General features: G+C 45.8%; 24 protein-coding genes and 3 other annotated features. Of the genes, 22 read left to right on the plus strand and 2 right to left on the minus strand.

The annotated features are described in order from the left end of the window. Positions 1-93: 93 nt before the first annotated feature. The 17 genes from L2D08_RS08160 (at position 94) to L2D08_RS08240 (ending at position 17,496) form a co-directional block, all read left to right on the plus strand. A complete protein-coding gene (locus L2D08_RS08160) occupies positions 94-810 on the plus strand; it encodes a response regulator transcription factor (protein ID WP_242233269.1) in 717 nt (238 codons plus the stop codon). Continuing rightward, positions 807-2,582, plus strand: coding sequence for a two-component system histidine kinase PnpS (gene pnpS, locus L2D08_RS08165; protein ID WP_242233270.1), 1,776 nt, complete (start codon positions 807-809; stop codon positions 2,580-2,582). Before L2D08_RS08160 ends, pnpS begins: the two co-directional genes overlap by 4 nt. Before the next feature lie 356 nt (positions 2,583-2,938). Beyond that, entirely contained in the window at positions 2,939-5,563 is a 2,625-nt protein-coding gene (polA, locus tag L2D08_RS08170) for a DNA polymerase I (RefSeq protein WP_242233271.1), read from the plus strand. Positions 5,564-5,575: 12 nt separating this feature from the next. Then, complete coding sequence (mutM, locus tag L2D08_RS08175; RefSeq protein ID WP_242233272.1) at positions 5,576-6,412, plus strand: DNA-formamidopyrimidine glycosylase; 837 nt, start codon at positions 5,576-5,578, stop codon at positions 6,410-6,412. Continuing rightward, positions 6,376-7,005 (plus strand): dephospho-CoA kinase, encoded by a 630-nt coding sequence (gene coaE / locus L2D08_RS08180; RefSeq protein ID WP_242233273.1) that lies wholly within the window; start codon positions 6,376-6,378, stop codon positions 7,003-7,005. The genes mutM and coaE overlap by 37 nt, the downstream gene beginning before the upstream one ends. Before the next feature lie 136 nt (positions 7,006-7,141). After that, complete coding sequence (locus L2D08_RS08185; protein WP_242233274.1) at positions 7,142-8,173, plus strand: glyceraldehyde-3-phosphate dehydrogenase; 1,032 nt, start codon at positions 7,142-7,144, stop codon at positions 8,171-8,173. 210 nt (positions 8,174-8,383) lie between these two features. Continuing rightward, positions 8,384-8,764 carry an adenosylmethionine decarboxylase gene (gene speD, locus L2D08_RS08190; protein ID WP_242233275.1) on the plus strand — a complete coding sequence of 127 codons (381 nt, stop codon included), beginning with the start codon at positions 8,384-8,386 and terminating at the stop codon, positions 8,762-8,764. Between the two features lie 131 nt (positions 8,765-8,895). Continuing rightward, positions 8,896-9,354, plus strand: coding sequence for a transcriptional regulator NrdR (gene nrdR / locus L2D08_RS08195; protein ID WP_242233276.1), 459 nt, complete (start codon positions 8,896-8,898; stop codon positions 9,352-9,354). 65 nt (positions 9,355-9,419) lie between these two features. Continuing rightward, entirely contained in the window at positions 9,420-10,823 is a 1,404-nt protein-coding gene (locus L2D08_RS08200; protein WP_242233277.1) for a replication initiation and membrane attachment family protein, read from the plus strand. After that, positions 10,810-11,736, plus strand: a complete 927-nt coding sequence (gene dnaI, locus L2D08_RS08205) for a primosomal protein DnaI (protein ID WP_242233278.1) — start codon at positions 10,810-10,812, stop codon at positions 11,734-11,736. Before L2D08_RS08200 ends, dnaI begins: the two co-directional genes overlap by 14 nt. Positions 11,737-11,783: 47 nt before the next feature. Continuing rightward, positions 11,784-12,003: a binding site (T-box leader), on the plus strand. Positions 12,004-12,054: 51 nt separating this feature from the next. After that, positions 12,055-13,986: a threonine--tRNA ligase gene (gene thrS / locus L2D08_RS08210; RefSeq protein ID WP_242233279.1), complete on the plus strand. Its 1,932-nt coding sequence runs from the start codon at positions 12,055-12,057 to the stop codon at positions 13,984-13,986. Positions 13,987-14,110: 124 nt separating this feature from the next. Further along, positions 14,111-14,249, plus strand: a sequence feature (ribosomal protein L20 leader region). 34 nt (positions 14,250-14,283) lie between these two features. Then, positions 14,284-14,820: a translation initiation factor IF-3 gene (infC, locus tag L2D08_RS08215; RefSeq protein WP_242233280.1), complete on the plus strand. Its 537-nt coding sequence runs from the start codon at positions 14,284-14,286 to the stop codon at positions 14,818-14,820. A 23-nt stretch (positions 14,821-14,843) separates the two neighbouring features. Next, positions 14,844-15,041 carry a 50S ribosomal protein L35 gene (gene rpmI / locus L2D08_RS08220; RefSeq protein ID WP_242233281.1) on the plus strand — a complete coding sequence of 66 codons (198 nt, stop codon included), beginning with the start codon at positions 14,844-14,846 and terminating at the stop codon, positions 15,039-15,041. Between the two features lie 35 nt (positions 15,042-15,076). Then, the gene (rplT, locus tag L2D08_RS08225; protein ID WP_242233282.1) at positions 15,077-15,433 is read left to right on the plus strand and encodes a 50S ribosomal protein L20; all 357 of its coding nucleotides are present in this window, start codon (positions 15,077-15,079) and stop codon (positions 15,431-15,433) included. Between the two features lie 211 nt (positions 15,434-15,644). Beyond that, complete coding sequence (locus tag L2D08_RS08230; protein WP_242233481.1) at positions 15,645-15,908, plus strand: DUF1294 domain-containing protein; 264 nt, start codon at positions 15,645-15,647, stop codon at positions 15,906-15,908. Further along, entirely contained in the window at positions 15,905-16,390 is a 486-nt protein-coding gene (locus L2D08_RS08235; RefSeq protein ID WP_242233283.1) for a dUTP diphosphatase, read from the plus strand. The genes L2D08_RS08230 and L2D08_RS08235 overlap by 4 nt, the downstream gene beginning before the upstream one ends. A 20-nt stretch (positions 16,391-16,410) precedes the next feature. Beyond that, on the plus strand, positions 16,411-17,496 hold the full coding sequence (locus L2D08_RS08240) for a M42 family metallopeptidase (protein ID WP_242233284.1): 1,086 nt from the start codon (positions 16,411-16,413) through the stop codon (positions 17,494-17,496). Between the two features lie 39 nt (positions 17,497-17,535). Here L2D08_RS08240 and sspI read toward each other — a convergent pair whose 3' ends face one another. Beyond that, on the minus strand, positions 17,536-17,736 hold the full coding sequence (gene sspI / locus L2D08_RS08245; RefSeq protein ID WP_242233285.1) for a small acid-soluble spore protein SspI: 201 nt from the start codon (positions 17,734-17,736) through the stop codon (positions 17,536-17,538). 91 nt (positions 17,737-17,827) lie between these two features. On the opposite strand from sspI, the gene L2D08_RS08250 reads away from it, so the two are divergent. The 3 genes from L2D08_RS08250 (at position 17,828) to pheT (ending at position 22,369) form a co-directional block, all read left to right on the plus strand. Then, positions 17,828-18,583 carry a TrmH family RNA methyltransferase gene (locus L2D08_RS08250; RefSeq protein WP_242233286.1) on the plus strand — a complete coding sequence of 252 codons (756 nt, stop codon included), beginning with the start codon at positions 17,828-17,830 and terminating at the stop codon, positions 18,581-18,583. Positions 18,584-18,631: 48 nt separating this feature from the next. Continuing rightward, positions 18,632-18,863, plus strand: a binding site (T-box leader). 42 nt (positions 18,864-18,905) lie between these two features. Continuing rightward, on the plus strand, positions 18,906-19,940 hold the full coding sequence (pheS, locus tag L2D08_RS08255) for a phenylalanine--tRNA ligase subunit alpha (RefSeq protein ID WP_242233287.1): 1,035 nt from the start codon (positions 18,906-18,908) through the stop codon (positions 19,938-19,940). 14 nt (positions 19,941-19,954) lie between these two features. Continuing rightward, positions 19,955-22,369: a phenylalanine--tRNA ligase subunit beta gene (gene pheT / locus L2D08_RS08260; RefSeq protein WP_242233288.1), complete on the plus strand. Its 2,415-nt coding sequence runs from the start codon at positions 19,955-19,957 to the stop codon at positions 22,367-22,369. Positions 22,370-22,533: 164 nt separating this feature from the next. Here pheT and rnhC read toward each other — a convergent pair whose 3' ends face one another. Further along, entirely contained in the window at positions 22,534-23,457 is a 924-nt protein-coding gene (rnhC, locus tag L2D08_RS08265) for a ribonuclease HIII (protein WP_242233289.1), read from the minus strand. Between the two features lie 92 nt (positions 23,458-23,549). Here rnhC and zapA point away from each other — a divergent pair, with 92 nt between their 5' ends. Next, positions 23,550-23,828, plus strand: a complete 279-nt coding sequence (zapA, locus tag L2D08_RS08270; protein WP_242233290.1) for a cell division protein ZapA — start codon at positions 23,550-23,552, stop codon at positions 23,826-23,828. A 67-nt stretch (positions 23,829-23,895) separates the two neighbouring features. Then, positions 23,896-25,602 (plus strand): DNA polymerase/3'-5' exonuclease PolX, encoded by a 1,707-nt coding sequence (polX, locus tag L2D08_RS08275; RefSeq protein ID WP_242233291.1) that lies wholly within the window; start codon positions 23,896-23,898, stop codon positions 25,600-25,602. Positions 25,603-25,609 lie beyond the last annotated feature (7 nt).

The raw sequence follows: 25,609 nt of genomic DNA on the forward strand, positions 1-25,609 counted from the left end.
TACGGCAGGTTCTTTTTTTATGCAGAACAGCACTTTATCGGGTAGGATTTCTTCGCTATAATGAAAGATAGACATTTGAATCAGGAGGGTCATATGAAGAAAATTTTGGTTGTAGATGATGAACCATCTATTGTCACGTTAATTAAATATAATCTGGAGCAGGCAGGTTTTGAAGTGGACACCGCTTGTGATGGAGAGGAAGCTCTTCAAAAAGCGGAGTCTGTGTCTGCAGATTTAATTATTTTAGATTGGATGCTGCCAAAGTTCGATGGCATGGAAGTGTGCAAGGACTTGCGGCAAAGGCGGGTTGCTACGCCTATTTTAATGCTGACAGCAAAAGATGAAGAATTTGATAAGGTGCTTGGTCTTGAACTTGGGGCAGATGACTATATGACAAAACCGTTCAGTCCAAGAGAACTGATTGCACGCGTAAAAGCGATTTTGCGCCGCGTGCAGCTGCCGCCGGCAGAACCAGTTATTGAGGAAGAAGAGGACAGTGCCTTAATTAAAGTGGCGGACTTAAAGCTTTATCCTGAAAAATATGAAGCGTATTACAAGGAAAACCTGCTGGATTTAACACCAAAGGAATTTGAACTGCTGCTGTTTTTAGCAGAAAACAAAACGAGAGTGCTGACACGTGACCAGCTTCTTGCGGCAGTCTGGAAATATGACTTTGTCGGGGATACCCGTATTGTAGATGTTCACATCAGCCATTTAAGAGATAAGATGGAAGAAAATACGAAAAAACCGCAGTATATTAAAACAATCCGCGGACTTGGATATAAACTGGAAGAGCCGAAAGAAGCGTGATCAATTTCCGGGCAAAACTCATTCTGTCGCTTTTTATTTTGATTGCGGCTGTTTTGGCCGCTTTGGGAATCTGGCTTGGTCAAATGTTTAAATCTTACTATCTTGCTACCATTAATGACCGGCTTGAGCGGGAAACCTCCCTGCTAGCCGGTGCAGTGGAAGATTGGGGAGGAACAGAAGCAATTAATCCGGTGGTGCTCGACAAATGGAGCGAGCAGATGGATACGCGTTTGAGTGTGGCGGATAACAATGGAGATCTTCTTTATGACAGCGGCGGGACAGATGAAGAAGAAAACGCCGTGCACCGGGATATCGCCCACCGTATCTCAGAAACTTTAAATGAAAAAAACTACCAAACCTCCTTAATGCGTAAAATGGATGTTCAGTACCACTGGACACCTATTTTAACAAAAACGGGAGAGCAGGAAGGCTACGTCATTGTGAGTATGCGGGTCGATGCGCTCGATGAAATATACGGCCAAATTTGGGCGATTTTGCTGACTTCGCTTGGACTGTCCCTGCTCTTGATTATTTTAATCGGGACCAAAATTACAACCCGGTATGTAAAGCCAATTGAATCGGCAGCTATGGTGGCCATTGAGCTGGCAAAGGGTAACTATAGGGCGAGAACATATGAAACGCCTCCTGATGAGATGGGAATGCTCAGTACGTCGATTAACATATTAGCAAGAAACCTTCAAGAAATGATGCAGGCGCAGGAAGTTCATCAAAATCGCCTGACAACGTTGATTGAAAACATTGAAAGCGGGCTTCTGCTTATTGATGACCGCGGCTATATTGTGATGGCGAACCGGTCTTTTAAAAAAATGTACAGCACTGGCCGCATCATTAAAAAACGGTATTATGAGGTCATTACCCAAGAAGACGTGATTAAAATTGTCGAGGATGTTTTTATGACAGAGAAAAATGTCCGCCGGCAAATTAAAATGACGTTTGATCTTGAAGAGAAGGACATTGAAGTATCAGGGGCCCCGATTATCGGTACAAATGACGAATGGAAAGGGATTCTCGTCGTGTACCATGACATTACGGAAATTAAGCATTTGGAACAAATGCGTAAGGATTTTGTTGCCAATGTGTCCCATGAATTAAAAACACCGATCACCTCAATCAAAGGCTTTTCAGAAACATTGCTGGACGGTGCGCTGAATGACCCGGATGCGGCAAAGATGTTTCTGGAGATTATCTGGAAAGAAAGCGGCCGCATGGAAAGACTTGTGGCCGATTTACTCGACCTTTCCAAAATTGAGCAGAAAGGACTTACGCTTAATTTAACAGCAGTGCCGTTGAAAAAACTGTTGAGTGAAGTGATTGTCACGCTTGAAAGTCGTCTGGAAGCAAAAGATATTGCCCTTCAAATGAACGTGTCTGACCATCTGGTTATTCAAGGAGATGAATACCGGCTTAAGCAGGTATTTGTTAACCTCATTACAAATGCCATTTTATACACACCAAAAGGCGGGCAGATTTTCGTGGATGCAAGCGAGTCGGACCAGGTGGTGGATGTAAAAGTTTCTGATACCGGTATTGGAATTGAAAAAGCGGAGCTGCCGCGTATTTTTGAACGGTTTTACCGTGTGGATAAAGCGCGGAGCCGGGATTCAGGCGGAACAGGGCTTGGACTTGCCATTGTTAAACATATTATGGAAGCCCATCACGGGAAAATTAACGTGGAAAGCAAGCTGAATGAAGGAACGACATTTACTGTTTCGTTCATCAAGAATTTGCGGAATGATTTTACAAAAGATTAACGAACCGTTTACATTTATTTTATATTGAACTGGTATAGTATAAATATCAACCCCTTTATCCAGCTTTTGTTTGGCGGAGGCGCTTAGTTGATGGCTCTCCGCCGCTTTTTTTTCCGAAAAACAAACAAGCCGTTGTTTTCTTTTTTTCTGCCGTGCATGGTAGAATAAAAAAGAAAAACAACGGCTTTTTTACTGACGAATATGTAGCGCCGGGTGCCTGAGGGCTTACAGGAAAAGGGGTCACAAGGTACGGCAGCCGGATGCTGTTAACTTCTGCTCCATTCTTACGCCTGCTGCCGATAAGGGGCGCTTGGCGCTTTTTGAGGTGCATGTACTATGAATGCCAAGGAGGATGTATGGAAAAAAAATTAGTGCTTATTGACGGAAACAGCATTGCATATCGGGCTTTTTTTGCATTGCCGCTTTTAAGTAATTCAAAAGGCGTGCATACAAATGCCGTATATGGCTTTGCGATGATGCTTAATAAAATGGTGAAAGACGAACAGCCGACTCATATACTGGTTGCCTTTGATGCGGGGAAAACGACTTTTCGCCACAAAACATTTACAGAATATAAAGGGACGCGCCAAAAAACGCCGCCCGAGCTGTCCGAACAATTTTCTTATGTGCGCGAACTGCTGAAAGCGTACAGTATTCCTTACTTTGAATTGGAAAACTATGAAGCCGATGACATTATCGGGACATTGTCACTTCAAGCGGAAAAAGAAGGATATACGGTTAAAGTATATTCGGGCGACAAAGATCTGACACAGCTCGCTACAGACAAAACGACTGTATGCATTACACGCAAAGGCATAACAGATATTGAAGAATATACACCTGAACATATTGAAGAAAAATATGGCCTGACACCGATGCAGATCATAGACATGAAGGGGCTGATGGGAGATGCTTCCGACAATATCCCCGGGGTGCCGGGTATCGGTGAAAAAACAGCGATTAAACTGTTAAAGCAGTTTCACTCTGTTGAAGAATTGATCCAGTCAATTGATGAGGTTAGCGGTGCAAAGCTGAAGGAAAAGCTTGTCGAACATAAAGATAAAGCAGTCATGAGCAAGCAGCTTGCAACGATCTTACGGACGGTGCCTATGGAGCTCGGAGTCGAACGGCTTGCTTATCAGGGGGCAGATCAAGATAAATTGTATGATTTATACCGGGATCTTGAATTTAAGTCATTGCTTGACAGTATTCAGCGTACGGAGGAAACCGGCCCGGCAGCAGACGTGGATTTTGCCATTGTAAGGGAGCCGGAGGCATCTCATTTTGAACAAGCGGACGCTGTATATGTAGAAATGCTCGATGTGAACTACCACCGGGCGCCAATTGCCGGTATTGCTGTGTCGGGAAGTGGGAAAACCATTTTTCTGCCGGGCGAAACGGCTGTGTCTTCTCCGGCATTTAAGCAGTGGGCGGAAAACCCGTCTGCCCGTAAAACCGTTTATGATGCAAAAAGAACGGTCATTGCGCTGCGGCGTTCGGGGATCGGGTTGGCCGGTATTGATTTTGATGTGTTTTTGGCGTCTTATTTAATTAACCCATCTGAATCACCGGAAGATTTCGCTGCTGTAGCGAAGCTGCATGGGGAAACAGGCATCGCATCGGACGAAACCGTTTATGGGAAAGGGGCAAAACTGGCTCTTCCGGACGAAGCTGTTTATGCGAAACATATTAGTGCAAAAGCAGAAGCGTTAAGCCGGCTTGATGACACATGCCGGCAGGAGCTGACTGAAAATGACCAAAATGAATTGTTTGATGAATTAGAGCTTCCGCTTGCCCTCATTTTAGCCGATATGGAATCGGAAGGCGTGCGGGTTGATATGGACCGGTTAAATGAAATGGGAACCGAGCTGAAAAAACGGCTTGCACAAATGGAACAAACGATTCACCAGCTGGCTGGAACGGACTTTAATATAAATTCACCGAAGCAGCTTGGCGTTATTTTGTTTGAAAAGCTCGGTCTTCCGCCGGTTAAAAAAACAAAAACCGGGTACTCGACTTCGGCGGACGTTCTTGAAAAATTGGCGCCGTCACATGAAATTGTACAGCATATTTTAGATTACCGACAAATCGGCAAATTGCAGTCTACGTATATTGAAGGACTGCTGAAAGTAGCGGACCCGGATACACATAAAATCCATACCCGCTTTAATCAGGCTTTGACTCAGACGGGACGGTTAAGCTCTACTGATCCTAACCTGCAAAACATTCCGATCCGGCTTGAAGAAGGACGGAAAATCCGACAGGCATTCGTGCCGGAAAAAAAGGATTCTGTTATGTTTGCTGCCGACTACTCTCAAATTGAGCTGCGGGTGCTGGCACATATAAGCGGCGATGAAAAACTGATTGAAGCTTTTCAGCAGGGACTTGATATTCATACGGCCACGGCCATGGAAGTTTTTCATGTAGATGAAGACGGAGTAACATCGAATATGCGGCGACAGGCAAAAGCCGTTAACTTCGGCATTGTTTACGGCATCAGCGATTACGGCTTGTCTCAAAGTCTTGGCATTACAAGAAAGGATGCAGCCGCTTTTATCGAACGGTATTTAAACACCTATCCAGGTGTAAAAGAATATATGGATACGGCTATTCGCCAGGCTAAAGAAAAAGGCTATGTGACGACATTGTTAAACCGCCGGCGTTACATTCCGGAAGTCACCAGCCGAAACTTTAACCTGCGTTCATTTGGGGAACGTACGGCGATGAACACACCGATTCAAGGAAGCGCAGCAGATATTATTAAAAAAGCGATGATTGACGTTGCTGAACGTCTTGAGAGAGAAGGCTTAACATCCAAGCTGCTGCTGCAGGTGCATGATGAATTGATTTTTGATGTGCCAAAGGAAGAAATCAAACTAATGGAACAAATTGTGCCGGATGTCATGGAGCATGCTTTTGAGCTCGATGTCCCGCTGAAGGTAGATTATTCATTTGGGCCAACATGGTATGATGCGAAGTAAGGAGAGAGAAACATGCCGGAATTACCAGAAGTAGAAACAGTCCGCCGTACGCTGAGCGAGCTGGCGGCGGGCAAAACAATTGCCGGCGTTGATGTGCGCTGGCCGAAAATGATCAAACAGCCCGAGGCAGACGCTTTTCGCGATGCAGTGATTGGTGAAACCATTCAGTCAATCGACCGGAGGGGGAAATTTTTAATTTTTCAGCTTGATCATTATGCGCTTATTTCCCATTTGCGTATGGAAGGCAAGTTTAGTGTAAATGAAGCTGCAGAGCCTGAAGCCCCTCATACTCATGTTGTTTTTTCATTCACAGACGGTACGGAGCTTCGGTACCGGGACGTTCGTAAATTCGGTACGATGCATTTAACGGCGAAAGGTGCCGAACACGAGCTGGCTTCGCTGAAAGGGCTCGGTCCTGAGCCGTTTGATGAACACTTTACAGCCGATCATTTGTATCAAAAGCTGCAAAAAACATCACGCCAGGTAAAAACAGCTCTTTTAGATCAAGTGATTGTAACAGGGCTTGGCAACATTTATGTGGACGAAGTGCTGTTTCGTTCCCGCGTGCATCCGCATCGGCTCGGCCGGACGATTACAAAGGAAGAAGCGGCAGAGATTCACCGGCATACGGTCGCCGTACTGACAGAAGCGGTAAAGCGGGGCGGAAGTACGATTCGCACATATGTAAACAGCCAGGGACAAAAAGGGACCTTCCAGGAAATATTAAATGTATATGGACGTGCCGGGGAAGCATGTGTAGAATGCGGAGCAGAAATTGTAAAAACGAAAACAGGCGGGCGCGGCACGCACATATGTCTGAACTGCCAGCCGTTGGAGCGTCCGCTGTGATTATTGGATTAACAGGCGGCATTGCGACTGGAAAAAGTACGGTCAGCAATATGTTAAAAGAAAAAGGCTTCCCTGTTATAGATGCTGATATTGCTGCCCGTGCCGTTGTAGAGCCGGGACAGCCAGCTTTACAGGAAATTATGAATGCATTTGGCAGTGATGTGTTAAGTGCGGACGGATCATTAAACCGGCAAAAGCTCGGCTCGATTATTTTTCATGATGAAGAAAAGCGAAAGAAGCTGAATGAAATTGTGCATCCTGCCGTGCGGTCCTGGATGATGGCTGAGAAGGATAAAGCTGTCCAGAAGGGGTACAAAACCATTGTGTTTGATATCCCGCTTCTTTTTGAAAGTAAGCTTACCTGGATGGCAGACCGCACGCTGCTTGTTTACACTGATCCTGCTGTTCAATTACACAGGCTGATGAACCGAAACGGTTACACGGAAGAAGAAGCATCTGCCCGCATTCAATCTCAAATGCCAATTGAAGAAAAAAAAGAGCTGGCTGATGATATCATTAATAACAGTGGTACAAAAGAAGAAACCGCAAAGCAGCTTGAGCATTGGCTGACCCGACTAGGACTCGATTCTTAATCGGGTCTTTTTTTGTCCCTTAATAATTTTTTTAAAATTAGTGGGACATTTTTTGTTCCATTTTCCGTTTAATATGTTATACTAAATTCAGTTAATCAATATAAAGTATAACATTATTAGCGGGAGGGCCTTATTTATGACAAAAGCAAAAGTAGCCATTAATGGATTTGGACGTATTGGCCGTATGGTATTTCGTAAAGCTATTTTAGAGGACAACCTTGATATTATTGCGATAAACGCCAGCTATCCGGCGGAAACCCTTGCACATTTGCTTAAATACGACACGAATCACGGAAAGTTCGAAGGGGATATCGAAGTTGAAGAAAAAGCGCTTATTGTAAATGGAAAGCGCGTGCAGCTTCTGTCCAGCCGTGACCCGCTTGAGCTTCCATGGGACAAACTTGGGGTAGAGATTGTGATTGAAGCAACAGGTAAATTTAATGCCCGCGATAAAGCGGCCCTTCACCTGCAGGCAGGTGCAAAAAAAGTCATTTTGACGGCACCGGGCAAAGAAGAAGACGTCACTATTGTGATGGGGGTTAATGAAGAAGTACTTGATATTGATAATCATCATATTATTTCCAATGCATCCTGCACAACAAATTGTCTTGCGCCGGTCGCAAAAGTACTGGATGATCAATTCGGTATTGAAAACGGATTGATGACAACCGTTCATGCGTACACAAATGATCAAAAAAATATTGATAACCCGCATAAAGACCTTCGCCGTGCCCGTGCCTGCGCTCAGTCTATTATTCCGACTTCAACTGGAGCAGCAAAAGCACTTTCTCTTGTGCTGCCGCAATTAAAAGGAAAAGTGCATGGAATGGCCCTGCGGGTGCCAACGTCTAATGTTTCACTGGTAGACTTGGTAGTTGATGTGAAAACGCCAGTAACAGCAGAAGAAGTAAACGAAGCCTTTCAAAAAGCAGCGGCAGGTCCATTAAATGGTATTCTCGGCTTTACAGAAGAGCCGCTTGTATCGGTTGATTTTAATACAAACCCTCATTCTTCTACGATCGATGGCCTGACTACGATGGTCATGGGCGAAACAAAAGTAAAAGTGCTTGCCTGGTACGATAATGAATGGGGCTACTCATGCCGCGTTGTTGATCTTGTTCAGTTTGTGGCAGAACAAATGAAGAAAAAAGTTTATATTTCAGCTTAATTGTCTCATACATAAGCCCCGGTACCCGCCGAGGCTTTTTTCTATGAAAAAAATAAAGAAACTTGTTGCAAAATGTTTTGACAGGTCGTATACTCAACTTTGTGAAATAAATGCTTAAAGGGTTAGGACCTCTTCGGACTAACTTTCCCCCGTGGCAGTGATCACTTTTACAATTGATTCAAAAACTACTTTGTAAAAGGGGGAACGATCATGGAAACAATGGGTCGTCACGTCATTTCAGAATTATGGGGCTGCAATTTTGACAAATTAAACGATATGGAAGTCATCGAGAGAACATTTGTCGACGCCGCTCTTAAATCAGGTGCGGAAATTCGCGAAGTCGCGTTCCACAAGTTTGCTCCTCAAGGAGTAAGTGGAGTCGTCATTATCTCCGAGTCTCATTTAACGATTCACAGCTTCCCGGAACATGGATATGCAAGTATTGATGTTTATACATGTGGGGATCTCGATCCGAACATTGCTGCAAACTATATTGCAGATGCACTTGAAGCTGAAACACGCGAAACAATTGAGATGCCGCGTGGTATGGGTCCGGTACGCACGCAACTTAAAGAAACTGCAAATGTGTAAGCAAAACGAGGTGTATGAACTTTCATACACCTCTTTTTTATTTTCATAAGGTCTCTTTTTTAGTATGATAATGAGTAAGAACGAAACCAGCACATTGCAGGATATAAATAAAATCGGAGTTGATTAAAGCCATGATTTGCCCTGACTGCCGTTTTAACGGGACGAAAGTTGTCGATTCGCGCCCGGCAGATGACGGGCATTCCATCCGCCGGCGCCGTGAATGTGAAAAATGCGGCTACCGGTTTACGACTTTTGAACGCGTAGAGCACATGCCGCTCATCGTTGTAAAAAAAGAAGGAATGCGCGAAGAATTTAACCGCGAGAAAATGCTTCGCGGATTGATAAAAGCATGCGAGAAGCGGCCGGTGCCGCTTGGAACGCTTGAAAAAATGACCGCTGATATCGAACAGGAACTGCGCTCAAAAGGTGTATCGGAAGTGCAGTCAGATGCAATCGGTGAAATGGTCATGGACCGTCTTGCAGAAATTGATGAAGTAGCGTATGTCCGCTTTGCGTCCGTGTACCGGCAATTCAAAGATATTAACGTATTTTTGGATGAATTAAAAGAAATTATTAACAAAGAAAAATAAACTCCCGGGAGAGATAGAGCTCCGGGCTTTTTTCTTCTTATTTAAGAAACTTTGAGGTGAAGAATATGAATCGGCACTGGAATGAAATGCAGCCCGCCGATGCTTACAGGGTGACAGTGTCCGGCTGTGTAGACAGCCTTGAACAAAAAGTGGTCGCGCTGTTGTACCAGCCGCTGATCGGTGCCCAGGCACTCAGCTTATATATGACCATGTATGCGGAGGTGGAGGACGGCAAGCTGTCGTCTGAGAGTGCTCTGCACTATCATTTAATGAATACGCTCGGCTGCAGTCCGCAGCAAATATACGAAGACCGGCTTAAGCTGGAAGGGATTGGCTTACTGAAAACCTATGTGAAAAAAACAGGAGAAAACCGCGAATTTCTTTATGAGCTGCTGCCGCCTCTTGCTCCGGACCAATTTTTTACAGACGGTCTTTTAAACGTTTTTTTATACCGGAAAATAGGCCGTCCTCATTTTTTGAGGCTGAAGCGGATATTTTGCGACCGGGAGCCGAAGTCGCCTGATTATCAGGATGTGACCCATGCTTTTCCGGACGTTTTTTCAACAGGGTATACAGAAATGCAGGAAGCAGAAATAGACAGTGCGCCGGAGCCGGGCACCCGCCTCGCTTCAAAAGGAACCAAAACAGGACCGGTTTTAAATGAATCCTTTGACTTTTCAGCGCTTGAACGGGCTCTTAAAGACGCCTTGATTCCGGCATCTGCCCTCACCCCCTTTATTAAAGAAACGATTAAAAAATTGTCTTTTTTATATGGCATTCAACCGCTTGATATGAAGAACCTGGTTTTGTCTTCGATAAACGAGCAGGATGAAATTGAGGTGGAGGAACTTCGGAAATCTGCGCGTAATGCCTATCAGTTTGAATCAGGCGGGCGCCTTCCAGACATGACACCGCGCATGGGAAGCCAGGAGCTTAAAGAAGCGGGTGAGCCGAAAACAAAAGAAGAAAAGCTGATCCTTCATTGTGAATCGGTCACCCCCTATCAAATGATGATCGATATATCAGATAAAGCGCCCTCATCTGTAGATATGAAGCTTATTGAGCAGGTGATGCTGCAGTACGATTTTACGCCGGGTGTAATGAATGCGCTCATTCAATATGTTATGCTGAAATCAAATATGAAGCTGTCTAAAAGCTTTATGGACAAAATTGCCGCCCAGTGGGCACGCAAAAAAGTAAAAACGGCCAAAGAGGGTATTGAACTGGCAAAAACGGAACAAAAGCAGCCGAAGGAATGGACAAAGCCAAAGAGCACCTCATCATCCTATGGAAACCGCAAAGCAGTTCGCCAGGAAAAACTGCCAGCCTGGTTTACGGAAAAGGAAAAAGAAAAAGACATAGAAAAAGAGCGGCCTAAACAAAGCGAAGACTTTGAAGCGAAGAAACGCAAGCTGCAGGAAGAATTGAGAAAACGGAAAGAGGGGGCGTCGGCCGGTGAAAAAGATTAACGAAGCACTCGGGATTATTAAAACGTCACCCGGGTTTGCAGAACAATATGAGCAGACAAAACGGGAAGTGCTGGCAGACAAAACAGTCCAGAAATTTATTAAAGAACACAATCTGGGTGAACGGGAAGTAACGCGCGCGATGGTCAAACTATATGAGTATGTATCCCAAAGCCGCGGCTGTGGGAAATGCCCATCTCTTGACGGGTGTGTGAACATGATGCCGGGCTTTGAGCCGGAGCTTTCCATGCGTTACCAGGCAGTTGAACTGGATTACAAGCGCTGTTCTCGTAAAATTCGGGATGATGAAATGAAACATTTGCGCCGGCACGTGAAAAGCCTCTATATGCCGGGAGACGTTTTAAAAGCTACATTTGATCAAGTGGAGCTGGACGATGAAAGCAGAATAGATGCGGTTTCAATGGCAAAAGATTTTGTTGACAGCTACGCGCTTGGTCAGGCTTCTAAAGGTTTATATATACATGGGAAATTCGGCGTCGGTAAATCCTTTTTATTTGGTGCTATCGCCAATGAATTGGCCGAGAAGCATATTGCATCCATGATCGTTTATTTTCCGGAGTTTGTCCGTGAAATGAAACAGTCGCTTAACGATCATTCAACGGGAGAGAAAATTGAAGCGGTGAAATCCGCACCTGTTTTAATGATTGACGATATTGGGGCAGAAACGATGTCGAGCTGGATTCGTGACGATATACTCGGCACGATTCTGCAGCATCGTATGCTTGAAGGACTTCCGGTTTTGTTTACCTCTAACTTTAATTATAGTGAGCTTGAGCATCACTTGACGCATTCACAGCGCGGTGAATCCGAAGAGCTGAAAGCAGCACGCATTATGGAACGCATTAAGTTTTTGACCACACCAGTAGAACTGACCGGTATGAACCGCCGGCACTAAAACTCACTCTTGATTTTGAGCGAGAGGGAGACTATAATAACGTCATATGAAAAGCGAAGACAGGGACATGTTTCATTTGAGACGTCTACAGAGAGGGAAAGCGATGAGCTGCAACTTTCCCGTCGAAACAAATGAATTCACCACCCTCGAGCTCTGCTTCTGAACCTGAAAGTAAGAAGCGGCGGCACCAGACCGTTATCTGACTGTAATTGAGCCGGGAATTTCCCGGAAAGTTGGGTGGAACCGCGATTAAACCTCGCCCCTTCGTTTATGAAGGAGCGGGGTTTTTTGTCGTTTAAAAAGAAGGAGGAAATACAAATGTCGATTCAATTAACATTCCCAGACGGCGCTGTAAAGGAATTTCCGTCTGGAACAACAATGGAAGAGGTTGCGCAGTCGATCAGCCCGGGCCTGCGTAAAAAAGCACTTGCCGGCAAAGTATCAGGGCAGTTTATTGATTTAAAAACACCGATCGAGCAGGATGGCGCGATTGAAATTATTACACCTGAGCATGCTGACGCGCTTGAAGTGCTTCGCCACAGTACAGCACACTTGATGGCGCAGGCGATCAAACGTGTTTACGGAGCCGACAAAGTCAAGCTTGGTGTGGGTCCGGTTATTGAAGGCGGCTTTTATTATGATATTGATCTGGATGAATCCATTACACCGGAAGATTTGCCGAAAATCGAAAAAGAAATGAAGAAAATCATTAACGAAAACGTGCCGGTTATCCGCAAAGAAGTATCACGCGCGGAAGCAGAGCAGTTTTTCAAAGAAATTGATGATGAATACAAGCTGGAGCTTCTTGAAGCAATTCCGGAGAACGAAACGGTTACACTGTATGAGCAGGGTGATTTCACCGATCTATGCCGCGGTGTACACGTTCCGTCCACTGGAAAGTTAAAAGAATTTAAGCTGCTTAACATCGCCGGCGCATACTGGCGCGGTAATTCAGACAACAAAATGCTTCAGCGTATTTACGGAACGGCTTTCTTTAAAAAGGAAGATCTTGAGCATCACTTGAAAATGATTGAAGAAGCAAAAGAGCGCGATCACCGCAAAATTGGAAAAGAGCTTGATTTGTTTACAAATTCCCAGAAAGTCGGACAGGGTCTGCCGCTTTGGCTGCCAAAAGGTGCAACCATCCGCCGTATTATCGAGCGCTACATTGTCGATAAAGAAGTAAGCCTCGGTTATGACCATGTATACACACCGGTAATGGGAAGTGTTGAACTTTACAAAACAAGCGGCCACTGGGATCATTATCAGGATGGTATGTTCCCGGTCATGGAAATGGACAACGAGGATCTTGTTCTTCGCCCGATGAACTGCCCTCATCACATGATGATTTATAAAAATGACATCCATAGCTATCGCGAGCTGCCGATCCGTATTGCTGAACTTGGCACAATGCACCGCTATGAAATGTCAGGCGCCCTTGCCGGCCTGCAGCGTGTTCGCGGGATGACATTGAATGACGCCCACATCTTTGTTCGTCCAGACCAAATCAAAGATGAACTCAAACGTGTTGTCGAGCTGATCTTGTCTGTTTATAAAGATTTCGACTTAAATGATTACTCGTTCCGCTTGTCTTACCGCGATCCGGAAAACACAGAGAAATACTACGATGATGATGAAATGTGGGAAAAAGCACAAGCGATGCTGAAAGACGCAATGGATGAACTTGGAATGGAGTACGTAGAAGCAGAAGATGAAGCGGCGTTCTACGGTCCGAAGCTTGACGTACAAGTGAAAACAGCGCTTGGCAAAGAAGAAACTTTGTCTACTGTACAGCTGGATTTCCTTCTTCCGGAACGCTTTGACTTAACATATGTGGGTGAAGACGGCAAGCAGCACCGCCCGGTTGTTATTCACCGCGGTGTTGTTTCCACAATGGAACGCTTTGTTGCGTTTTTGATTGAAGAATACAAGGGAGCATTCCCGACATGGCTTGCACCGGTTCAGGTTCAAATCATTCCTGTTTCTAACGAGGTTCACTACGACTATGCAAGAAAGTTACAGGATGAGCTGAAAGCAGCCGGCATCCGTGTCGAAATGGACAGCCGTGAAGAAAAGCTCGGGTATAAAATCCGTGAATCGCAAATGAAGAAAATTCCGTACATGCTCGTAGTGGGTGATAAAGAGCTTGAGAGCGGTACAGTGAACGTCCGCAAGTACGGGGAGCAGCAGTCTGAGACGATGTCATTTGACGCTTTCCGCGGCCTTGTTCAAAAAGAAGGCAAACGTTAAGAAAAAAACTATTGTTTTTTTTGAAAAGCAATGGTATTATTTAAAACGTTGGTTCTTTCAATTTGTCTTCTGGACATTTGAAAGAGGATATGATATAGTTACTTAGGTGAATGAAACACATAATAAAAGAAAGCAGAAGCACCCGCTTCTCACCTCGTCTGACAGAAAAGTTGGCAGGTTGACATGGTAAAACGACTAAGCTGTTTTGGGCAGCTTTTTACTAGCGGGGCATCTACTTTTAGATGCCTCGCTTTTTTCATGCAGCAGTGCGCTTCTCTTTTAAACAGTGTTTTTAAAATGACCCGGAGGTGGCTTGTTATTAGCAAAGATATGAATTTAAACGAAGGCATCCGTGCCCGTGAAGTACGCTTGATCGATCAAAACGGCGATCAGCTCGGCATTAAACAAAAACGCGAAGCGCTTGAAATTGCTGCCCGCGTAAATCTTGATCTTGTGCTTGTTGCTCCGAACGCGAAACCGCCTGTAGCCCGCATCATGGACTATGGAAAGTTCAAGTTCGAACAGCAGAAGAAAGAGAAGGAAGCCCGCAAAAACCAGAAAATCATCCAATTAAAAGAAGTGCGCTTCAGTCCAACGATTGATGACCACGATTTTAATACCAAGCTTCGCAATGCGATTAAGTTCTTGGAAAAAGGTGATAAAGTAAAAGCATCGATCCGATTCAAAGGACGTGCGATTACGCATAAAGAAATCGGCCAGCGTGTACTTGACCGCTTTGCAGAAGCGTGCAAGGAAGTTGCGACTGTTGAGTCCAAGCCGAAAATGGACGGCCGTAGTATGTTCCTTATTATGGCGCCTAAAAACGAAAAGTAAACCAGTTTGAGGAGGAAGACGAAATGCCAAAAATGAAAACTCACCGTGGTTCTGCCAAACGTTTCAAGAAAACAGGTTCAGGTAAACTGAAACGTTCACACGGTTACACAAGCCACTTGTTCGCAAACAAATCTCAAAAACAAAAACGTAAATTGCGCAAAGGCGCTCTTGTATCAAAAGGCGATTTCAAACGTATTCGCCACATGCTTGACAATCTGTAAGAAAATTAACGTAACATCATTAGGAGGGAAATAGTATGCCACGCGTAAAAGGCGGTACTGTAACACGCAAACGTCGTAAAAAGGTTCTTAAATTAGCAAAAGGTTATTTCGGTTCGAAACATCGTTTATATAAAGTTGCCAACCAACAAGTTATGAAATCCCTGCAATATGCATACCGGGATCGCCGTAACAAAAAACGTGATTTCCGCAAATTGTGGATCACTCGTATTAACGCAGCTGCTCGTACAAACGGTCTTTCTTACAGCCGTTTAATGCACGGTTTGAAGCTTGCTGGTATCGAAGTAAACCGCAAAATGCTTGCTGATCTTGCTGTTAGCGATGCACAAGGATTTGCACAGCTTGCAGACGCTGCAAAAAAACAACTAGGTTAATAACCTCAAAACCGTCCTGATCCGTCAGGGCGGTTTTTTTATGCTTATTGGTTTTAACGGCCTGTAAAAGCAACGAGCCGAATGAGCAGTTTTTTATATCATCAGCTTCAGGAAAGCAGCCGGCTGATAAAAGATTTGTTTCGCTTGTTCTCCAAATTAGGCTGTTTCGGGAAAAGTTTGTTAAAATAGGGAAGGGGGAGAGCAGATAGTGATGGTCTTCATTTATTTTATTTTTATTAATATGATTGCCTACATAACGATGGCAAATGATAAGAAAAAAGCCCAAAAACGGCTGTACCGAACCCGGGAAAGGACGCTCTGGCTGCTGGCTTTGCTTGGCGGTGCACCGGGCGGATGGGTGGCCATGCAGACGTATCGGCATAAAACGAAGCATGCATCCTTTAAATACGGAATGCCGGTTCTTGCCGTTATGGATTTAATGGTGTTAGCAATGATAGGAGGAACAGCCATTTGAATATGAATACATTGTTTGAAATGCAGCGCGGGCTCGATTCATACATAGAAAAGGAACACAATCTGGAAGGAACGGATTTATTTGACCAAAAAGTGCTCGCTCTGCTTGTTGAAATTGGTGAACTGGCTAATGAAACGAGATGCTTTAAATTTTGGAGTACAAAAGGGCCGTCCGAGCGGGGAATCATTTTAGAAGAATTTGTAGACGGCGTACATTTTATTCTGTCACTCGGCATTTTAGCTGACCTGACAGATGCAGTGCCGGCGTCCCAGCAGCCTGCAAAAACGGCGACGGACCAGTTTTTGCTTGTTACAGAAGCCGTTCATACCTTCCACCGTGATAAAACAAAAGAAGCGTATCATTCCCTGCTTGACCGTTTCTTTACACTGGGGGATATGCTTGGATTTTCAGCAGAAGAAGTGGAACAGGCGTATATCGCCAAAAATGAAGTAAACTATAAGCGCCAGCAGTCGGGCTACTAAGAAAGGGGACTTTATTTATAATGAAGAAACTCGATGAAACGTTAACGATGCTAAAAGAGCTAACGGATGCAAAAGGGATTGCCGGGAATGAACGCGAAGCGCGTGAAGTCATGCAAAAATACATTGAGCCATTTGCAGAAGAAGTGACAACGGACGGCCTTGGCAGCTTGATCGCCAAAAAAACCGGGGACGCAAACGGCCCGAAAATCATGGTGGCTGGGCACCTGGATGAAGTCGGCTTTATGGTTACACGCATTGATGACAAAGGGTTTATTCGTTTTCAAACCGTCGGCGGATGGTGGAGCCAGGTAATGCTCGCCCAGCGCGTTACGATTGTGACGCGCAAAGGAGATATTACAGGCGTGATCGGCTCAAAGCCGCCGCACATTTTGCCGGCTGAAGCACGCAAAAAACCGGTTGATATTAAAGACATGTTTATCGATATCGGCGCATCAAGCCGCGAAGAAGCTTCAGAATGGGGCGTGCGTCCTGGTGACATGGTCGTTCCTTACTTTGAATTTACTGTTATGAACAATGAAAAAATGCTGCTGGCTAAAGCTTGGGACAACCGAATCGGCTGTGCGATCGCCATTGATGTGATGAAGTACGTAAAAGATAAACAGCATGCGAATATCGTGTACGGTGTTGGAACGGTACAGGAAGAGGTCGGCCTGCGCGGTGCGAAAACATCCGCTCACCAAATTGGCCCGGATATCGCCTTTGGCGTTGATGTTGGCATTGCCGGCGATACACCGGGGGTAACAGAAAAAGAGGCAATGGGAAAAATGGGCAAAGGCCCGCAGATTATTTTGTATGATGCATCAATGGTATCCCATAAAGGACTGCGTGACTTTGTAACGGATGTAGCCGATGAATTAAATATTCCTTACCAGTTTGACGCTATGGCAGGCGGCGGAACAGATTCAGGGGAAATTCATAAAACAGGCAATGGCGTTCCGACGCTGTCTGTTACCATTGCTACACGCTATATACATTCTCATGCGGCCATGCTTCACCGTGATGATTATGAAAACGCCGTGAAGCTGCTTGGGGAAGTAATCCTTCGCCTTGACCGCGATACAGTTAACACCATTACATTTGATTAAAAAAAAACCGCTCACAGCGCTGTGAGCGGTTTTTTTGTGTTACTGAAGAGCAGATGACATGCGTTCTAATACGACTTTTTGCTCTTCTGTTGTGCTTTTTTTCCAGAAAAGTTCAAGCATCACACCAAGACCTGGCAGCGTTTTTTCTTCGCCATTTGAAATCGCGTCTTGAATTACAGCCGATAATTCATTTGGATTTTGTCCGTTTAAATTTTGAATAATAGCGCCTCGTAAATCCATGTTTATCCCTCCTTGTTTTGATTATTTTTACCACTGTAGCGCCCATTATACAGAGAAATGCTATAATGAATACGGCGAAAGGAGAATCACATTGACGTACATTCAATCCGCACATAACACACATATAAAACAGCTGAATAAACTATGGACAAAAAAAGAACGCGATAAAACAGGTCTTTATATGCTCGAAGGCTTTCATCTCGTAGAAGAAGCGCTTCGACACAAAGAGCAGATAAAGGAACTTCTTTTATCAGAGGAAGCGGCAGTACCGGCATCGTGGAATATAGATGGCCTTGACGTGACCATGATTTCGGCCGAGGTGGCAAAAAAGCTTTCTGACACGGAAAACGGCCAGGGCGTTTTTGCAGTATGCCAAAAACAGGAAGCAACGGAACTGCCTGCTGGGAAAAGCTTTTTGCTGCTGGATGCCGTGCAGGATCCGGGTAATATCGGCACGATGATCCGGACAGCCGATGCCGCCGGAATTGATGCGGTGCTGCTCAGCCACGGATCTGCTGATCTGTATAACCCAAAAGTGCTTCGTTCGGCACAGGGAAGCCATTTTCACCTGCCTGTTTTAAGCGTAGATTTAACCGAAGCGGTTGAAGAGCTGAAAAAACGAAATATTCCGGTGTACGGTACGGCTTTGGAAGGAGCGTCTGATTACAGAAAGGAACAAGCAGGGCCGTTTGCGCTGCTCGTGGGCAATGAAGGAAACGGCGTACGTCCAGAGCTTCTTGAGAAAACAACCAAAAATGTTTACATTCCGATTTTCGGCCAAAGTGAGTCGCTGAATGTCGCGGTTGCGGCCGGTATCCTTCTTTATCATTTTCGGGAAAACAATTGAATTTCAAAAATGGGTTGTCTATAATAAGAAAGTATAAAATTTGATAATTAAAAGGCAATGACGGAGAAAAGTACGCCATCCCTCTTTTTTTAGGAAGAAAATGCCCCGACTGAAAGCATTTTTAAAAAGAGCTGGCCGAAGTTCACCTCCCGAGCCGGTGCTTGGACCACATTCGTGTAAAGGCATACCGGTTTTTACCGTTATCTGAATGAAGTGAACGCGTGTTTTTCTAGCGCGTTAAAAAGGGTGGTACCGCGATATCAGAAGCCTCGTCCCTTTCCGGGAACGGGGCTTTTTTTGTTGCCAAAAAGGAGGAAAAAACGTGGAAGAACAGTTAAAAGTGCTGCAGGAAGAAGCGATTAAGAAAGCGGCAGCCGCACAGGATTTAAAAGAACTGAATGATGTACGCGTTGCGTACCTTGGCAAAAAAGGACCAGTTACAGAAGTGCTAAAAGGCATGGGCAAGCTGTCTGCAGAAGAACGCCCGAAAATGGGGGCGCTTGTCAATGTTGTGCGTGAAGCCATCACAAAAGCGATTGAATCGAAGCAGGCTTCATTAGAGTCCGAAGCTATTCAAAAGCAGCTGGCAGAAGAATCCGTTGATGTAACTCTGCCGGGCCGCCCGGTCAAACTTGGCGGACATCATCCGCTTACACGTATTACAGAAGAAATTGAGGATTTATTTATCGGCATGGGCTATACAGTGGCTGAAGGGCCGGAAGTGGAGCAGGACTACTATAACTTCGAAGCGCTCAACCTGCCAAAAGGCCATCCGGCGCGTGATATGCAGGATACATTTTACATTACGCCGGAGCTTTTAATGCGTACACATACCTCACCCGTACAAGTACGAACGATGCTTCAGCATGAAGGCAAAGGGCCGGTTAAAATTATTTGCCCGGGTAAAGTATACCGCCGTGACAGTGATGACGCGACGCACTCCCACCAATTCAACCAAATCGAAGGGCTTGTGGTGGGTGAAAACATCCGCATGAGTGACTTAAAAGGCACGCTGGATGTGTTTGTGAAGAAAATGTTTGGTGCAGACCGCCAAATCCGCCTTCGTCCAAGTTTCTTTCCATTCACTGAACCGTCTGTTGAAGTAGATGTGAGCTGTATGTGCGGCGGCAAAGGCTGCTCGATTTGTAAAGGTACCGGCTGGATTGAAGTTCTGGGTGCCGGCATGGTGCATCCAAACGTGCTTGAAATGGCCGGATTTGATTCAAATGTTTATTCCGGTTTCGCATTCGGCATGGGGCAGGAGCGCATTGCCATGCTGAAGTACGGTATTGATGATATCCGCCATTTCTACACAAATGATCTTCGTTTCTTAAAGCAATTTTCTGTACACGAATAAGGAGGAATTAACCCATGTTTGTTTCATATAAATGGCTGTCTCAGTACGTGGACATTGCCGATCAAACCCCGGAGGAGCTGGCGGAAAAAATCACACGCGCCGGTATTGAAGTGGAAGGCGTTGAAATGCCTGCTTCTGAGATGAAAGGCATCGTAGTCGGGTATGTGCAATCACGTGAACAGCACCCGAATGCTGACAAATTAAGCAAGTGCCTTGTAGATGTAGGCGAGGAAGAGCCCGTGCAAATTATTTGCGGAGCTAAAAATGTAGATGCAGGCCAATTTGTAGCTGTAGCCCGAACAGGTGCGGTTTTGCCTGGTAACTTTAAAATTAAGCGTGCCAAGCTGCGCGGCGAAGAATCAAACGGCATGATCTGCTCGCTGTCCGAACTTGGTATTGAAAGCCGCTTAAATCCGAAAGAATATGCGGAAGGTATTTTTAATTTTCCAAATGACGTTACACCAGGAGAGGATGCGCTCGCTGCCTTGAATCGCGACGACGCCATTTTAGAGCTATCCCTGACACCGAACCGTTCAGACGCACTCAGCATGATCGGGGTAGCTTATGAAGTAGCGGCCATTCTAGGCCGTGATGTGAAACTGCCGGAGCCAAAGCCGGCTGAAGCGGATGAAAAAGCATCAGACGCTGTTCGCATTCAAATCAACGCGCCAGAAGATAATCCGCTTTATATTGCACGAGTAGTGAAAAACGTAAAAATCGGTCCGTCACCGCTATGGATGCAGACACTGCTTATGAATGCAGGAATCCGCCCGCACAATAACGTCGTTGATATTACGAACTATGTCCTGATGGAATACGGACAGCCGCTTCATGCCTTTGACCTTAACCGGGTTGAAACCGGAGAAGTTGTGGTCCGCCATGCCGAGGAAGGTGAAACATTCACCACGCTTGATGACGTAGAACGGACATTGTCGGCTGATCAGCTTGTCATTACAAACGGCCAGAAGCCAATTGCCCTTGCCGGCGTAATGGGCGGTGCAAACTCAGAAGTAACAGAGCAAACGGTAAATGTACTCATTGAGTCTGCTTATTTTAACGGTCAAACGGTCCGTGCAGCATCTAAAGCACATGGTCTTCGTTCAGAAGCGAGTGCCCGCTTTGAAAAAGGGGTGGATCCAGCCCGTGTGCAGGCCGCATGTGACCGCGCAGCAGAGCTGATGGCAGAATTGGCAGAAGGCACAGTTTTGTCGGGATCGGTTGTGGCTGGCGAATATGCACCTGAGCCAAAACAAGTATCGATTACACTTGACCGTCTAAATATGCGCCTTGGCACAAGCTTAACAATGGAAAACGTGGAAGAGATCTTCAGCCGTTTGAAATTCGAAGCAGAAACTAATGGAGACACGATTACTGTAACGGTTCCAACGCGCCGCGCGGATATTACCATTCCAGAAGATCTAACAGAAGAAGTGGCCCGTCTTTACGGTTATGATCACATCCCGCTTACGCTGCCGGAAGGAGAAGCGCTGCCGGGTGCTTTATCACCGTATCAGCTTGGCCGTCGTACGGTGCGCCGTTATTTGGAAGGAGCCGGATTTAACCAGGCTGTTACGTACTCTTTAACGTCCCAAAAGCGGGCTGCCCAGTTTGCGCTTGAAGTACGCGAGCCGGTCGCGCTTGCGATGCCGATGAGTGAGGAGCGTGCGTACTTGCGTGAAAGTCTGCTGCCGCATTTAATCGAAGCGGCTGCTTACAACAACGCCCGTCAAATGGGTTCTGTCGCTCTTTATGAAACAGGCTCTGTTTACTTAAATGAAGGCGAAAACGTGCAGCCGAAAGAAGAAGAACGGCTTGCAGGTATCGTTACAGGCCTATGGCAGGAGCATCTGTGGCAGGGAGAAAAAACAGCCGTTGATTTCTTTGCGGTTAAAGGCGTAATCGAAGGAATCGCTGACCGTCTTGGCTTAACAGACCGTCTTTCTTTCCAAAAAGCCGCACCGGAAGGCTTCCACCCGGGCCGGACAGCTGCTGTTTTACTTGATGAGCAGCCGGTCGGAGTCATCGGACAGCTTCATCCGTCGCTCGCAAAAGAAGCAGATATAAAAGAAGCGTATTTGTTTGAGTTGAAGCTTGATGTTCTATTGAATACAGATCGTTCAGCACTTGCTTATACACCAATTCCGCGCTTCCCATCGATCAGCCGTGATATTGCGCTGGTTGTAGATAGGGCAACGGAAGCGGCTTCGCTGGAGGCTGTCATTAAAGAAGCAGGCGGAGCGCTTTTAACGAATGTTCACGTGTTCGATGTGTATGAAGGAGAACGGATGGAGGCAGGCAAGAAATCTGTTGCCTTTGCCCTGACGTATATGAATCCTGAAAAAACACTGACGGATGAAGAAGTCACAGCTGTACACGAAAAAGTGCTTACGGCGTTGAAAGAAAAAGCAAACGCTGATTTGCGCGCATAAAAGAAGAAAAGCAGTCCCTCGTATAGCGGGACTGCTTTTTCGATAAAAAATGTACTTTTTTGGCCCGGAATCCATTTGTTTAGGCCGTAATTTTCAAATAGCAGGCCGGAGTTTAAAGGAATCCGGCCCTGCTTTTTATATGGCGGCTCTGCAGGCATAAACCATTATAATCCCCGCACGATCCGTCTTGCTTTTTCCGTATTGGCAAAATGAAGCTTGGTAAAGTGGCGCAGCACGCTTTCATCATAGGTTCGAATGAGGCGTGCTGCCGCTTCATCCACCTTTGGACCGGCGCCCTTGGGAATGGTGAAGCCCGCTTTTTCGGACAGTGTCTCCATTTCTTTCAGGAATGCATAACGCGCTAGAATCGAAGCCGCTGCAACCGCTAAATGAATACTTTCCCCTTTTGTACTGAAAAAGACATTTTCCTCTATAATCCGTTTTTGTCCCTTTAAATGCCGGTAATAAATGGATTTTTCCGCGAATTGGTCCACCAGCACCGCTTCTGGTTTTTCGGGTGCCATTTTATCCTGCAGCTTGCCAAGCGCCTGATTATGCAAGATGGCTTTTATTTTTCCCTGCGACATGCCGCTTTCCTGTAAATCATTGTATTTTTCATTGCGTAGAACGAGCAGGCTGTATGGAATCGTCCGGAGCAGTTTTTTGGCAACTGATACAATCTCAGGATCTTTCATATCTTTGGAGTCCCGTACACCAAGTGCGGCAAGCTCCGGAATCCGGTCCGCTTCAACGTAGGCAGCCACAACGGTAATCGGTCCAAAAAAATCACCTGTGCCCACTTCATCGCTTCCAGCCACTGACATATTGGCAAATCCAGCGGGCAGCTGGCCGCTTGGCGGAGATACCTTCTTCGGTTTTGAAGCCGCTGCCTGGCCCTCCCATTTGGCCGACTCTGTTTGGGCCTCCTTTCCTTGAAACAGCACTTTTCCGGACCGGTAGCCTGTCACAGAACAGCCGTCCACCTTTGCCGCAAAAACGGCGCCGGCGGGAAGTTTGGCTGGTATTCCATAATGATCTTTCATTTTTTGCAGTGTAGCTTCGTTTACAACAAGGACAGTATGACTCAATTCGACACGCCTCCAGACTTTCTTCCTTTTCACGGTAAATGACTCATGGTATGATATATAACAGAATTGCAACAGAAATGGGGGCCTTGCATTTGTCAGATCGACAAAAGACTCGCCTAACAGTTGACATTTACGGTTATCAGTACACGATTATCGGAACTGAATCAGAATACCATATTCGCCGTGTAACGGAAATGGTTGATGATAAAATGCGTGAAATCGGCAGCCGCAATGCCTCGCTCGATACGCAGAAAATTGCGGTGCTGACGGCTGTTAATATGGTGAATGATTATTTAAAAATGGAAGAAGAATTGGAACAAATGAAAATGGAAATGAGCCGTATGAAAAGCCGCAATGCGGTGAATGGCTGAAAAACTTCTCTCCTATTTGGTAGAGAAGTTTTTTTCTGCTACTATAAAAGAAAAGCAGGTGACCTGTATGGTAAATAAAAAAGATATCATTCGATTGCTTGAAAAAATCGCTGTTTATATGGAGCTGAAAGGGGACAATCCCTTTAAAATATCCGCGTTTCGAAAAGCGGCTGCGGCGCTTGAGCAGGATGACCGAAGCTTGTCGGAAATTGACGACGTCACGAAGCTGTCTGGCATCGGTAAAGGAACGGCTGCTGTGATTGCCGAGTACATGGAAACAGGCAAATCTACTGTTCTGACCGAGCTCTCCAGCGAGGTGCCGGAAGGGCTTGTGGCACTGCTTGGACTGCCAGGGCTCGGCGGCAAAAAAATTGCCAAGCTATACAAGGAACTGGGTATTACCAATATGACTGAGCTGAAAGCAGCTTGTGAAGAACATCGTGTCCAGCAGCTTGCCGGGTTTGGCGCTAAAACAGAAGAAAAGATTTTAGCGGCGGTAGCAAAAGCAGGAACGCAGCCTGAACGGCTGCCAATTATGTATGTTATGCCCGTTGCGGAAGGGATTGAAGCTTATCTCGACAGTTTTGAAGAAATCAGCCGCTTTTCACGTGCAGGCAGCTTGCGGCGCCTCCGTGAAACAGTCAAAGATCTTGACTTTATCGTTGCGACTGAAAAACCGGAACGGGTAAAAGAACATCTTTTAGCCATGCCGGATATAAAAGAAGTGATTGCTGCCGGACCGACAAAGGTGTCAGTGGTCATCGGAGGAGAATTTGATCTATCCATTGACTTCCGCATTGTCACACCGGACCAGTTTGCAAGTGCACTCCATCACTTTACCGGTTCTAAAGACCATAACGTGAAGATTCGTCAAATTGCAAAAGAACGGGATGAGAAAGTAAGCGAATACGGCATTGAGCAGCCGGACGGCAGCGTCAAAACATTCGACAGTGAAGCGTCGCTTTATCATCACCTCGGGCTGCCATACTTTCCGCCGGAAATCCGCGAGGACGGGACAGAAACGGATAAATATAAAGAAGGTACGTTAATTGAGCTGTCTGATATTAAAGGCGACCTGCATATGCACACAGCCTGGTCGGATGGGGCATTTTCCATTGAAGAAATGATTGAAGCATGCCGCGCACGCGGATATGAATACATGGCTATTACCGACCATTCCCAGTATTTAAAAGTAGCAAATGGCCTGTCTGTTGACAGGCTGCTTCGACAAAACGAAGAAATTAAAGAGTGGAACGCTAAATACAGCGATATCGAAATCCTCTCTGGCATTGAAATGGATATTTTGCCTGATGGAACACTTGACTACGAGGACGACGTATTAAAACAGCTTGATTTTGTGATCGCATCGATTCATTCAAGCTTTTCACAGACGCAGGAGCAGATTATGGGGCGGTTAAAAACAGCGCTGCACAATCCATACGTGAAACTGATTGCTCACCCGACCGGGCGGATTATCGGCCGGCGCGACGGCTATTCAGTCAATATGGAAGAGTTAATCCGTCTTGCGGCCCAAACGAACACAGCGCTTGAATTAAATGCAAATCCGCATCGGCTCGATTTGTCTGCTGAGCACTTAAAGGCGGCTCAGGAAGCTGGCGTGAAAATTATGATCAATACAGATGCCCATGCCATCGAGCATCTACAATTTATGGAAACTGGCGCGAGCGCTGGCCGAAAAGGATGGCTGCGGCCGGAAACGGTCGTGAATACATGGCCAAAAGCGGAACTGATGTCATTTATCCGCCGCTTGTAGCTTTTAA

The organism is Domibacillus sp. PGB-M46 (genome assembly GCF_022668875.1).
GTDB lineage: Bacteria > Bacillota > Bacilli > Bacillales > Domibacillaceae > Domibacillus.